Genomic DNA, 13,542 nt, shown 5'->3' on the forward strand with positions numbered 1-13,542 from the left:
CGTTTATGGCTTTTTGTTCTAGGTGCTTGGAGTGGGCGAAATCCTTTTGCCCATACTCGTTACGAAGGGGAGCCATCGGGGGAGCATAAGGGAACTACAGGGCGCTATATCTACAAAAACCGCTGTTTTACCCGAGGATAGGGAACTAGGGTTCGCTATTTCATCATATTGGGCTAGAATTTGCCTAAATTCAGAAAAATAAAGCCCTGTAGTTCCTCTCAGCCAGTGAAAACTCCAATTTGTGCAAATTAGCGGACTGTAGTTCCTCAAAGGGCCGCCATTTTCAATCATCCCTTCTCATTCATCCAAATTTTGTTTACAAAAGGCTTATTTTGTTCACAATTTGGACACAATTTTTTAATGTATTTTTCAGATTTGCTTAAGGTTGGTTTATTGTTCCACGGGTATAGTGATGATGGTTACTATGAACGAAAGAATGAATGGGGGATCTTGGATGCTTGAGGTCAAACAAGTCAGCAAGCTGTACGAAAATGATCGCGGCGTACACAACATCGACTTCTCGATGCAGCGCGGCGAAATCGTCGGCTTTTTAGGGCCCAATGGAGCTGGCAAAACAACGACAATGCGCATGATCACGGGTTACTTGAATCCGACGCACGGCCAAATCCTGGTGGATGGCCACTCCATGGCGGATAACCCGAAGAAAGCGCGCCGCAAAATCGGCTATTTGCCGGAAACGCCGCCGCTTTATCCGGAGATGACGGTACAATCGTACCTGCGCTTTATCGCGAATCTTCGCGATGTGCCGGCACGGGAGCAGAAGCTGCGCGTTGGCGAAGCGATCGACAAGCTCGGTCTGCAAGGTCGCGAGAAGCAGATCATCCGCTCTCTATCCAAGGGATACAAACAGCGCTTGGGTCTTGCGCAAGCGATTCTGCACCAGCCAGATCTGCTTATTCTGGACGAGCCTACGTCAGGCCTCGATCCGAAGCAGATCATCGAAATCCGCCAGCTGATTCATGAGCTGGGCGAGAACCACACGGTGCTGCTGAGCACGCACATTTTGCCAGAAATTAACGCGATTTGTAACCGCGTTCTCATTATTAACCAAGGCCGCGTCGTGCTCGACGAGCGTCCTGAGAATCTCGGCCGCACGATGGGCGAGACGTTTGAAGTGTCGCTCGAGGTCAAGGGACCTCGCGAGCGGATTTTGACCGAGCTGCGCAGCCTGGATGCGGTTGGTGATGTCAAGGAGCTCGATGCTCCAGCTCCTCCTGTAGCTGCGTCCGCAGAGCCTGCAGCAGAAGAAGCTTCTGCCGCCGTCAAGGAAGCGGAGTCCGTGAAACTGCTCGTCACTTCTGCGGATCGCTCCGATATCCGTGAGGATCTGTTCTTCCGCCTAGCTGGCGCAGGATATCCGATCCTCGAGATGAAGCGGGAAAGCCTCAGCCTGGAGGATATCTTCCTCAAGCTGACAACGGACGAGCCTGCCGAAGCAGACAGCAAATCGGAAGAGGAGGTAGACAACGATGCGTAAAATATGGGCGATCTGCTCGAAAGAGCTGCAAATGTATTTCTTTTCGCCAGTTGCTTATGTAGCTTTTGCTTTTTATGTGCTGCTGTCTAGCTTCTTTTTCTATATCAATTTCGTAAGCGGTCAGCCGCCGATCATTGATGCGCGTTCGGTGGTAGGTAACACCTCGTTTGTTTATCTGTTTATTATCCCATTATTAACGATGCGTCTGATTGCGGATGAATTCCGCCAAGGCACGGACGAGCTGCTGCTTACATCGCCTGCAGGCATCGGTCAAATTGTGATAGGCAAATATTTGTCCACTTTTATCGTGCAGGTAGGACTTGTGGCGATTTCCTTGATTTATCCGCTCATCATGTCTACCTTCGGCGAGATGGATAAGCCAGTGCTATGGCTGTCCTATCTAAGCATGTTCCTGTTAGGCTGCGCGATGATGGCTATCGGCTTGTTCGCATCAAGCCTTTCTAATAACCAGATGGTTGCCGGTATTACTGGTTTTGTGATTTTGCTGCTGCTGTGGCTCCTAGATTGGGTGAGTTCCAGCATGACAGGCAAATTGAAAGATTATGTCGGTCAATTCTCATTGACGAGCCATTTGTCGAACTTGCAAAAAGGCGTTCTGCATGGCGGAGACATCCTCTTTTATGTCACATTAACAGCGGTATTTCTCGTTCTAAGCATACAAGTCCTTGAAAGAAAGCGTTGGAGGTGAGCGGGATGAACAAGTGGATACGGGGAACGAATGCGACAGTTTTATCCATCGCGGTGATCGGTATTTTCATCATTCTGACCATTTTCCTTCACTCGCTGAAAGGCTTTCAGGTCGATTTGACGAAAAACAAGAATTTTACGCTATCGGAGCAAACGGTCAACACGCTTAAGAGTTTAAATCAAGATATTCATGTCATTGCTTTCACAAATAGTGGTGACAACAATGAATTCGTGACGCGTCAGGTTACGGACATGGTTCAGGAGTACAAGAAGCAAAGCAGCAAAATTACGTATGACGAATACGATATGCTGAAGCAGCCGTCTATGGCTAAGCAGTATGGCGTCGATCAAGGCGGCACGCTCATTTTTGAAATGGGCAGCAAGAAACAGAACGTGAATTTCTACGAGTTGTTCGTGGGCCAGCAGGACGGATCTTACACGTTTTCAGGGGAAGAGAAATTCACGCAAGCCATTACGAGCTTAACATCCACGGAGAAACACACGGTGTACATGCTTTCCGGTCATCAAGAGTATCCGCTGAATGCGATGACGATTCTGAAAAGCAGCCTGGAAGCCGCAAATTACACAGTGAAGGATCTCAATCTGTACGTTGAGGGTAAAATACCTGACGATGCGCAGATGCTCATGCTGCTTGGTCCGCAAAATGATCTGAACGACAAAGAAGCTGAGCTGATTAAGGCATATTTGAAGGATAAAGGTAAAATCTACATGGCGCTGGGCTTTGATAAAGATATGGCGACCAAGTGGAAAAATATCGATGCCATCATGAAAACCTATGGTATCCAGGATCAACACGCAATTGCGATTGAACCAAAGCAAACGTCGCTTTATGATCCATTGACGATTATTCCGGACTACGGTCCTCATGACATTACCAATAAGCTTTCCAGCAATAATCTTGTTACGATGCTGTCGCTGGCGGTTAGTTTGAATGCAGATGAAAGTGCACCGGATTACACACAATCACTGCTTTTGAAGACGACTGACAAAGCTTACGGTGAAACCGATATTAACCTGCTTGCGCAGTCCAAAACCAAACAGGATGCAACGGATGTCAAAGGCCCGCTGAATTTGGGTTATGCGATTTCGAACAAAGATAATAAGCCTAAGGCTGTTATTCTTGGCGGTTCGACGTTCGTATTGGATCAAGATATTCAGAACCAAGGAAACAAGGATTTTGCGATGAACAGTATCGGTTGGTTGCAGGAGCAGAAGGATCAAATCACGATTCGTCCGCGTCAAGGAGATGCGTTCCAGCAAGCGATGATTACGCCTAGCCAGGCAAATACGATTTTCTTAGTCACGATCGTGTTCTTACCGCTCTTGTTCTTAGTCATCGGCGGCTTGATCTGGTGGAGGAGGAGAAGAGGATGAAACGGTTTATTCCTACGATTCTGTTAGTGGTTATTTGTATCGGCGGTTTCTGGTACGCTTCGAGCAAAGACTTCTTTCAAGAGAAAAAAGAAGAACCGAAAACCCTTCTCACGCTAAAACAAGAAGACGTACAGGCACTTACAGTGAAAACCGAAGAGCAGCAGATTGATCTAAACCGCACGGATAGTGGCTGGGAGATGAAAAAGCCGGCTGCAGCACCAATGAATACGAATCAGGTAGATTCGTGGTTGGATGCTATCGGTTTAGTTACTTCTACCAAAGTTGTGGAAGAGCAAGCGAGCAATTTAGCCAATTACGGCCTAGATAATCCTGTTGGCACTTATGAGGTCACGATGAAAGATGGCTCCAAGAAGGGGCTTCTTGTCGGAACGGCTCTTCCGATTGAAGGTTTCTCCTACGTTCAGGTGGAAGGTGCTCCGGCTGTGTACCAAGTCAGTGATCAATCGTTGTCTTCGCTGAACAAGGCTCCGGTCGATTTTGCCGAAACAAGCCCGTTCAAGATCGAGAATGATAAGGTTCAATCGGTGAAGGTCACGTGGAAGGGTCAGACCTGGACACTTGCCAAAACGGACAAGGACAAAGTTGCCGCTGAGGCGAATTGGAAGCTTGGCGATAAGGAGCTGAAAGGCGCGGATGCGAGTCCTTTGCTGGATGAGTTGGTCTTCCTGCACAGTACGGAGCTGCCGCAGCCGCTCGCCCAGAAGCCGACGGCTGGCGGCGAGCTCAAGATCGAGCTTGGTCTGTCCGTAGACGGCAAAGACGTTACCGAAGTTTATGAAGGTAAGGTAAGCCAAGACCAAGTTTGGCTGGCTAAGCAAGGCGGAACATGGTCCTACCAGCTTGCGATGGATGATATACAGAAATTAGCGGATGCGTATGCCGGTAAGCCGGCGCAGCCTGCGTCATAGAAGGAAGCCCCTGGCAGCCATGTGCTGTGCGGGGGCTTTTTTCTATGACGGATTCCTCCTGCTGTAATGATGTTTTACATCATTACGGGCAGCGCTTTCGGAGCAATTGCACGCCTAACGATGATTTACATCGTTACAGCAGCAACCGCACAGGGTACTCTCAGTCAGCCACTGCTAACTTCAGGTTTTTTTTACTAACTGACATAAAACGGAAGAATTTGGGAAACCTACAAAGAAGGAATGGAAAGGAGGGTAACATTCACATGTACAACAATCAAGGGAACCAAACCATTACTGGCAAGGAGCTCTCGTACCTATCGGATACGTTGAAGAACGAAGATTTGTTAGCAAAGCTTTGCGTACACGCTTCTGTTGGCAGCCAAAGTCCATCATTGAAGCAAACCATGTCCCAGCTTTCCCAGGAGCGGCTCCAAAGCGTCAACATCCTCATCAACACGCTGCAGCAGCAATCAGGCTTGACTCACTAACACGTACATAGAGGAGGTGCAAGAAGCATGTATCAACAAAATCCCTACCAACAACAGCAGCAACAACAAGTGCGATTGCAAGAGCAGGACCTTGCTAATTTAGTTCTATCCGAGCTGAAGCGCAGTGCAGGGGAGTACACAACAGCGGTAACAGAGGCTGTTAATCCTCACATTAAACAGACATTTCAAACCTTACTGTTAAAGACACTTCAATGTCATGCGAATTTATTTCAAGAAATCCAGAAGCTCGGTTATTATGAGGTTCAACCAGCAGAGCAGCAGCAAATCCAACAGGAGTTGCAGAAACAAAGCCAGACCGCAGCGCAGCTGCAGTCCTTCGTGCAGCAAAATTTGAGTCATGCACCAGCGATGAGTTACCAACAGCAGGAGCCGATGGGGACTTCGCAGCAGCAGTACTCCCAGAATCAGCATCAGCAAACGCAAAGCCAGCAGCATAACCCAATTGCGGGCTTACACCAATCGGCCATCCAACCAATGATAAATGCGGCGCAGTACCCGAATGCTGTGTACAACAATCAGGGCCAAGGCTACGGATCAACGAATCAACACCAAGCCTCCTATTCCCAAAGCTATGCGGCATCATCCGGTTACGGAGCATCAGATAATGCTGACATGACGGCCAAATCAGCTAATCCAAGCATCGCTTCCCGCCAATCTACCCATGCAACAGGTGAGAACTCTTATATGAACAAGCAGCATGAGGGCGGCAAATATAGTTTCTAACCTACACCCTCGTCTCAAAAGACCAAAGACGTCCGCAGCGCTTAGCTTAGGGCGTCTTCGTTTTTTCTGCGTCCAAACTATTTTTTATTTATTTTGTCCCACTTTTCTCATAATCCTGGTATGGAACCAGCTTGTCACACATATATAAGGAACAAGGATGTCCAAACTTATGGGAAAAGGGAGTAGAGCTGATGAAAAAAACGTGGATTTACGGCGCAGCGACTTTAATGTTACTTGGAGCAGTGACAACTGCATGCGGTTCTAAAGAGGAAGTCATTAGTTCAACTGGAGCAGGCCCCAAGGTAGCGACAACAGTGGCAGGCAGCCAAGCAGAAACCAGTGTAAAAACAGTGACTTCTGGCGCTAAACCGGTTATTGATGCACAAGTTTCTAAAGTGGATGGCAGAAATGTAACAATTACTTACCAGACAACGAATTTCCAATTATCGGACGAAAGTATGGATAAAGCGAATGTACAGGGGCAAGGGCATCTGCATCTGTACGTTGATGGCAAGCAAAAGGCGATGATCGGTAAAACAGGTCCGTTAACGCTGAATAATTTAGCTGCTGGTAAGCACGAGATCCGCCTTGAACTTCAGCAAAATGACCACAAAGACCTCAATGTCGAGAAAATTCTTAATATTGAAGTGAAGTAAGTGGGAACATTTGTGCGTATTCTGGCGGAAAACAAGCTCGGGTGAAGATCGGAACACGCTGCAAGCATATTCTTTGAAAAGACGGGCAAATAGCCCGTCTTTTGTCATTTGACACACCCGAATGCGTAGCATAGACTGTTGATAGTATGGCAGTATTGCCGCCTAATCGGAGGGAAACAATTGATCGTCGATATACGGAAGTGGAAACATGTTTTTAAGCTGGACCCTGATCGCGACATATCGGATGAGGCGCTTGACCTTATTTGCCAGTCGGGAACGGATGCGATTATGGTTGGAGGTTCAACGGGCATAACGTTTGATAATACCGTAGACCTCATGGCCCGGATTCGTCAGTATGAATTGCCTTGTGTGCTTGAAATTTCTAGCCAAGAGGCTATTGTCCCTGGGTTCGATCTCTTTTTCATTCCCGTGGTGCTCAATGCGGAAGATCCGACTTGGATCGTCGGGCAGCATCATGAAGCGTTGAAGGAGTACGGCTCTCTGCTGAATTGGGATGAGATTGTAGCGGAAGGCTACGTGATTCTCAATAGCGAGGCTGCGGCGGCGAAGTTGACGAAAGCTCGTGCGAACTTGGATGCCAAAGATGTTGCGGCTTACGCACGTATGGCGGACAAGTTATTTAACATGCCAATTGTATATTTGGAATATAGCGGTGTGTTCGGCGATATGGAGCTGGTGCGGAGGACGCGGCAAGTTCTGGAGAATGCTCGTTTATTCTATGGGGGCGGCATCGACAGCTTGGCCAAAGCGCAGCAAGCGGCGGAAGTGGCAGATACCATTGTCGTAGGCAACATCATTTATAGTGATCTGGAGCAGGCGCTTCAGACGGTGAAGGTGAATTTTGATAGAACAGGAAGGTAACATAATGAACGAGACAGTCAATATCTTAGATGCGATTAAAAGGTTGAATCCCCAGCAGCGCAAAGCGGTCGAAGCGGTTGACGGTCCACTTTTGATTATGGCTGGAGCGGGAAGCGGCAAGACGCGCGTGCTCACGCACCGGATTGCGTATCTGATCGGTACGCGCAGAGCGGCGCCATGGAGCATTCTAGCCTTAACATTTACGAATAAGGCAGCGCGCGAGATGCAGGAGCGTGTTGGCAAGCTGGTCGGCGGAAGCGGGAACGATATTTGGGTTTCCACGTTTCACTCCATGTGTGTGCGCATGCTGCGCAGGGATATTTCGCGAATCGGTTTCACCTCGAATTTTACAATTCTGGACTCAGGCGACCAGCTCTCTGTGATTAAAACCTGCTGCAAGGAACTCAACATCGATACGAAGAAGTTTGAGCCCAAAGCGTTTCAAGCGGCAATCTCAACAGCCAAAAACGAACTTATTTCTCCTAAACAATTTGAAGATAAAATCGGCGACTACTTCGACGGACTGACCTCCAAAATTTATACGCTCTACCAAAAAAAGCTGAGAAGCAACAACTCCCTGGATTTCGATGACCTGATTATGGCAACCATTCATTTGTTTAACGAAGTACCAGAAGTTCTGGATTACTACCAAAACAAATTTCAATATATTCACGTCGATGAGTATCAAGATACGAATAGGGCGCAGTATATGCTGTGTCAAATGATTGCAGCCAAACATAAGCGCATTTGTGTTGTAGGGGACAGCGATCAGTCTATCTACCGGTGGCGCGGCGCCGACATTACGAATATCCTTAATTTTGAAAAAGATTACCCAGATGCTACTTCCATTTTATTAGAGCAAAATTATCGCTCCACCTCGAATATTTTGACAGCGGCGAATAAAGTGATTGCCAATAATACGGGCCGCAAACCCAAAAATCTGTGGACCGATAAAGAGGGCGGCGTAGGCATTAAGCTATTTCAAGCTGACACGGAGCATGAAGAAGGCTATTTCATTACAAGTGAAATTAACAAAAACAAGTCCAAAGGTAAAAAGTTCGCCGATCATGCCATTCTCTACCGGACGAATGCCCAGTCACGGGTGATAGAGGAGATTCTCATTAAATCCGACATTTCGTATACGATTGTTGGCGGCGTGAAGTTCTACGATCGTAAAGAGATCAAAGATATTTTGGCTTACCTGCGCCTCATCTCCAATCCCGACGATGATATTAGCTTGAACCGAATCGTCAACGTTCCGAAGCGGGGCATCGGCGACACCACGATGGACAAAGTTGCGGATATGGCGGGGCGCCGCGGTATTTCGTTATTTGCCATGCTGGAGGAAATCGATGTGTTGGAGATCAATTCAAAAGCAAAGCATGCGTTGGCTGATTTCCGCGAGATGATTGATAATCTGAACCGGATGGTTGAATACTTATCCGTAACGGAGCTTACCGAGAAAGTGTTGGAATTATCCCAATACCGCGTGGAGATGCAGCGAGAGAATACGATTGAATCCAAGGCTCGCCTCGAGAATATTGAAGAGTTCCTGTCCGTAACGATGGACTTTGAGAAGCGCAACGAGGACAAGTCCCTCATCTCGTTCCTGACCGATTTGGCGCTTATAGCCGATATCGATACCTTGGATAAAGACCAACCAGAGGAAGAACAAGACGCTGTCGTATTAATGACGATGCACAGCGCCAAAGGTCTGGAATTCCCGGTTGTTTTCATCATCGGGATGGAAGAAGGCGTCTTCCCGCACAGCCGGGCTTTTGCGGATAACGAAGAGCTCGAAGAGGAGCGCCGTTTGGCCTATGTCGGCATCACGCGCGCCGAGGAAGAGCTGTTCCTCACGTGCGCGCGCATGCGCACGCTCTTTGGCCGCACCGCCGCTAACGCGCCATCGCGATTCCTCCAGGAGATTCCGCCGGAACTCCTGGAGAAAGTCTCGATGGGAGGCTCCATCGGCGGAGGCTTCTCCCGAGCTGGCCGCACCAGCTCGTGGGGCAGCAGCGGAGGCGGCAGCGCCGCCGCCTCCTCAGCGAGCCGCGGTTCCGCCGGCTCGTCTGCCTGGGGCACGCCGTCCTCATTCGGACGGCCAAGTGCCGGCGCAGCTGCGCCAAGCCCTGCAGCGGCTGCGAAGCCGCCTGCATTCCGGGCTCCGCAGCCTGCCGCAGGCGGCGCGGTGCCGGACTACAAAGCCAGCGACAAAGTGTCGCATGGCAAGTGGGGCGTCGGCACCGTTGTGTCCGTGAAAGGCTCGGGTGACGACACCGAGCTGCAAATTGCTTTTCCGGCGCCTGTTGGCTTGAAGCGCCTGCTGGCGAAATTCGCCCCTATTACCAAAGTGTAGGGACAGGTTAGAAATTCAGCCTCGGATTACCTATTTCCCAATAGAGAGGAAGAGCCCGTAATGACAGATGCCATCGCGGCAATGAAAACCCTCATCCAAGAAATTAACAAGCATAATCATAATTACTATACGCTCGACCAACCGACGATATCGGATGCCGAGTGGGACGCTTTATATGATAGATTAGCAACGCTGGAGAAGGAGACAGGGACCATTCTGCCTTCTTCCCCGACCCAACGTGTGGGCGCCGCCTTACTGAAGGGTTTTGATCCGCACCGCCATTTAGCCCGTCTATGGAGTTTGGACAAAGCGCAAAATGCCGAAGATCTGCAAACCTGGCATACACGCGTACTCAAACTGATTGCCGACTATAATAGCAAAAACCCGGAAACCCCTCTGCCGGACCCTACCTATGTTGTGGAATTAAAGTTTGATGGGCTTACTCTGAACCTTACCTATGAAGCGGGACAGCTTAAACAAGCCTCCACACGTGGCAATGGCACCGTAGGAGAGGGAATTTTAGCACAGATTAAGACAATTAAATCCATCCCGCTCGAAATTCCCTATGATCAAGGGACGATTGAAGTACAGGGTGAAGGCATGATGTTCCTGTCTGTCCTGGAAGCGTACAACCAGACTGCCGCAGAGCCGCTCAAAAACGCTCGGAATGCGGCCGCTGGAGCGCTGCGCAACTTGAATCCTAAAACGACTGCAGAGCGTAAATTGAACGCTTTTTTCTATAACGTAGGTTATTCGGACAATATTCAATTTGCAAACCATGCGGATATGGTTCAGTTTCTAAGGGACAACCATTTCAAAATCAGCAACCGTACACGTTATTTCAATACGATCGAAGAAGTAAGCGCAGAGCTGGAGCGGATCGCCGAAGAGCGTTTAGGCTTTGATTTCCTCATCGATGGTAGCGTTGTGAAGCTAACAGACATGCGCACCCGGGAAGTGCTTGGCTATACGGAGAAGTTTCCTCGTTGGGCTATCGCGTACAAGTTCGAAGCGGAAGAAGCGACAACGATCCTGCAAAGCGTATCCTGGGAAGTAGGCCGCACCGGCAAAATTACGCCGCTAGCCCGTGTAGAAGCCGTAGATCTCGCTGGCGTTACCGTACAGAACTGTACGTTGAACAATGTTGGCGACATCGAACGTAAGAACCTCAAGCACGCCTTAGGCAGCCTTGTCTACATTCGTCGCTCCAATGATGTCATTCCCGAAATTCTCGGCAAGGTGACCGAGGAGAATGACGGCCAGGAGATCGTCGCTCCGACGCATTGCCCTTCCTGCGGCAGTGAGCTCGAGATGCGTGGCGCGCATCTATTCTGCTTGAACCGGCTTGGCTGCAGTCCGCAGCTCGTTGGGCGTATGTCGCATTTTGCTTCGCGCGATGCTATGGACATCGAGTTCTTCAGCGAGATGACGGCTTCGCAGTTGCATCAAGAGCTTGGCGTCAATGATCCTGCGGATCTCTACACGCTGCAGTTTGACGATCTCGTGAAGCTTGATCGCTTCGGAGAGAAGAAGGTCAACAACCTGCTGGGCGCTCTGGAGAAAAGTAAATCCCGCGACCTCGCGTCGTTCTTGTATGCATTAGGCATTCCCAACTCCGGCAAAACGACAACGAAAGTACTGGCCGATCATTACCGCAGTCTATCCAAAATCATGGCGGCAACGACGGAGGAGCTTATTACGCTCCCGGACGTGGGCGGCATTGTGGCTGAGAGCATCTATTCGTTCTTCCGTGACCCTGTGATGGTATCCAGTATTGAACGCATGTTGGCCGCTGGCGTCAATCCGATTGCCGATGAGCCTGCCGTCGTGCTGGCTAGCCCGGATAGTCCTTTCTTTGGTAAGACCGTTGTTCTTACAGGTACGCTTTCCACCATGGGGCGTGACGAATGCGCCAAGAAGCTTGAAGCCCTAGGTGCCAAAATCACCGGCAGCGTTTCTAAGAAAACGGACATCGTTATTGCAGGGGAGAGCGCCGGCAGCAAGTTGACCAAAGCGCAAGAGCTTGGCATTCGGATTATTGATGATGAACAGGAACTTTTGCAGCTGCTGGGCGAAGGTTAATATATTTTTTTGAAAAGAGGGTTGCGCCATGCTGGGTAAGCTGCATATTGTGAACGGAGACGCTTTTGGAGATAGACTGCGTAAGTCGAGCATAGATGGCGAAGTACTAGTGTGGCGCGAGTCTCTATATGAAGGACCTATTGGCATGCAAATGTCGGACAGCGTCCTTTTATCAGGCAGGGCTTCCTATATGTTTCGAAGACATGGGATCCCGGAAGATAGGTTTACGTCCACCACGCTTCATCAAGAAAAGCAATTGGATATGCTCTCAGGAGAAGTTCGTGAAATTGTCCTTTGGTTTGATCAGGATCTTTTTGACCAATTGATGCTCTGTTATTTATTAACGCGACTATCTGCTCTGCCTATTGGGCCAAATCGATTATCACTTATCCAGTATGATCAGAAGGTCGATCATCAAATTACTCAACTCTACAGCGAGGCGTTGCCAGTAACAGAAGGGCAGCTTAACATTGCTGCTAAGGTGTGGAGTGCCTATTCGGCCTCTGAACCGCTGTCTTTGGCTGCTTTAATGGAGGAGGACTTGTCGGAGCTTTCTTTTCTTAAAAGGGCACTAGAGGCTAACTTAGGGCGTTATCCGTCTATGGATAATGGTTTGAGCAGCTTTGAGCAGCTCATTCTTGAGGAAATTGATCGTAGCGAGGTTTCACTTTACTCCTTATTTCAAAAAGTAAGCGAGAAAGCCAGCGACTATGGCTTAGGCGATTTGCAATTCTGGGGTATGTTAGAACAGCTCCGGTTATGTGATCATCCATTAATCTCTCTTACTGGGGGAGATAGACTCCCGAAATACGGCGAGGCCTTACCCGTTCAATTTGAGAATTGGCGAGTAAGATTAACAGATACGGGTAAACTAATTCTCACGGGTAAAGAAGACCACATCGCGCTGAATGGCATTGAGGATTGGATTGGTGGTGTCCATTTGCATGGGAAACAGCAGATTTGGCGCCTTGACACAGTAAACTCAGGGTTTTGGAAGATGTAAAATAATGGATACAAAAAGATGCTTGCAATTCATTTTGAAACCTGATAATATATGTTCTTGTCACCGCAAGAGCGACACATTAACGCTTTAAACGGTAACGCAATAAAGCTCTTTGAAAACTGAACAAATAGATGAAGTAAATTAGCAAAACAGTCGCGCAAGCGACAAAATGAGATTGCAAAATCTCGCTAGCAAGTCAATGAGTACAATTAAGCTTTTCTACTATGGAGAGTTTGATCCTGGCTCAGGACGAACGCTGGCGGCGTGCCTAATACATGCAAGTCGAGCGGAGCACTTCGGTGCTTAGCGGCGGACGGGTGAGTAACACGTAGGTAACCTGCCTATAAGACTGGGATAACTATCGGAAACGATAGCTAAGACCGGATAATTGGTTTTCTCGCATGAGAGAATCATGAAACACGGAGTAATCTGTGGCTTATAGATGGGCCTGCGGCGCATTAGCTAGTTGGTAGGGTAACGGCCTACCAAGGCGACGATGCGTAGCCGACCTGAGAGGGTGAACGGCCACACTGGGACTGAGACACGGCCCAGACTCCTACGGGAGGCAGCAGTAGGGAATCTTCCGCAATGGACGCAAGTCTGACGGAGCAACGCCGCGTGAGTGATGAAGGTTTTCGGATCGTAAAGCTCTGTTGCCCTAGACGAACAGCAAGGTGAGTAACTGCACTTTGTGTGACGGTATAGGAGAAGAAAGCCCCGGCTAACTACGTGCCAGCAGCCGCGGTAATACGTAGGGGGCAAGCGTTGTCCGGAATTATTGGGCGTAAAGCGCGCGCA

Annotated in this window: 12 protein-coding genes and 1 rRNA gene; all 13 read left to right on the top strand. The window is 49.0% G+C overall.

Annotation, left to right across the window (positions count from 1 at the left end; genetic code table 11):
- Positions 1–454 precede the first annotated feature (454 nt).
- Complete coding sequence (locus tag AC58UW_RS22105) at positions 455–1,498, top strand: ABC transporter ATP-binding protein (RefSeq protein WP_497422771.1); 1,044 nt, start codon at positions 455–457, stop codon at positions 1,496–1,498.
- Positions 1,491–2,207: an ABC transporter permease subunit gene (locus tag AC58UW_RS22110; protein ID WP_497422757.1), complete on the top strand. Its 717-nt coding sequence runs from the start codon at positions 1,491–1,493 to the stop codon at positions 2,205–2,207. Before AC58UW_RS22105 ends, AC58UW_RS22110 begins: the two co-directional genes overlap by 8 nt.
- Before the next feature lie 5 nt (positions 2,208–2,212).
- Positions 2,213–3,601, top strand: a complete 1,389-nt coding sequence (locus AC58UW_RS22115; protein WP_497422758.1) for a GldG family protein — start codon at positions 2,213–2,215, stop codon at positions 3,599–3,601.
- Entirely contained in the window at positions 3,598–4,530 is a 933-nt protein-coding gene (locus AC58UW_RS22120; RefSeq protein WP_497422759.1) for a DUF4340 domain-containing protein, read from the top strand. The genes AC58UW_RS22115 and AC58UW_RS22120 overlap by 4 nt, the downstream gene beginning before the upstream one ends.
- Positions 4,531–4,599: 69 nt before the next feature.
- On the top strand, positions 4,600–4,728 hold the full coding sequence (locus AC58UW_RS22125; RefSeq protein ID WP_497422760.1) for a hypothetical protein: 129 nt from the start codon (positions 4,600–4,602) through the stop codon (positions 4,726–4,728).
- Positions 4,729–4,793: 65 nt separating this feature from the next.
- Positions 4,794–5,018 (top strand): hypothetical protein, encoded by a 225-nt coding sequence (locus AC58UW_RS22130; RefSeq protein ID WP_497374989.1) that lies wholly within the window; start codon positions 4,794–4,796, stop codon positions 5,016–5,018.
- Between the two features lie 27 nt (positions 5,019–5,045).
- A complete protein-coding gene (locus tag AC58UW_RS22135; RefSeq protein WP_497422761.1) occupies positions 5,046–5,762 on the top strand; it encodes a spore coat protein in 717 nt (238 codons plus the stop codon).
- A gap of 191 nt (positions 5,763–5,953) precedes the next feature.
- Positions 5,954–6,418 (top strand): hypothetical protein, encoded by a 465-nt coding sequence (locus AC58UW_RS22140; RefSeq protein WP_497422762.1) that lies wholly within the window; start codon positions 5,954–5,956, stop codon positions 6,416–6,418.
- A 180-nt stretch (positions 6,419–6,598) separates the two neighbouring features.
- Positions 6,599–7,300: a heptaprenylglyceryl phosphate synthase gene (gene pcrB, locus AC58UW_RS22145; RefSeq protein ID WP_497422763.1), complete on the top strand. Its 702-nt coding sequence runs from the start codon at positions 6,599–6,601 to the stop codon at positions 7,298–7,300.
- 4 nt (positions 7,301–7,304) lie between these two features.
- On the top strand, positions 7,305–9,659 hold the full coding sequence (gene pcrA / locus AC58UW_RS22150) for a DNA helicase PcrA (RefSeq protein ID WP_497422764.1): 2,355 nt from the start codon (positions 7,305–7,307) through the stop codon (positions 9,657–9,659).
- Between the two features lie 60 nt (positions 9,660–9,719).
- Positions 9,720–11,741 (top strand): NAD-dependent DNA ligase LigA, encoded by a 2,022-nt coding sequence (ligA, locus tag AC58UW_RS22155; protein WP_497422765.1) that lies wholly within the window; start codon positions 9,720–9,722, stop codon positions 11,739–11,741.
- Positions 11,742–11,769: 28 nt separating this feature from the next.
- Positions 11,770–12,744: a DUF1835 domain-containing protein gene (locus AC58UW_RS22160; RefSeq protein WP_497422766.1), complete on the top strand. Its 975-nt coding sequence runs from the start codon at positions 11,770–11,772 to the stop codon at positions 12,742–12,744.
- Positions 12,745–12,965: 221 nt separating this feature from the next.
- A 16S ribosomal RNA gene (locus AC58UW_RS22165) occupies positions 12,966–13,542 on the top strand; the annotation flags it as partial.

The sequence above is a fragment of the Paenibacillus sp. J22R160 genome (genome assembly GCF_059692135.1).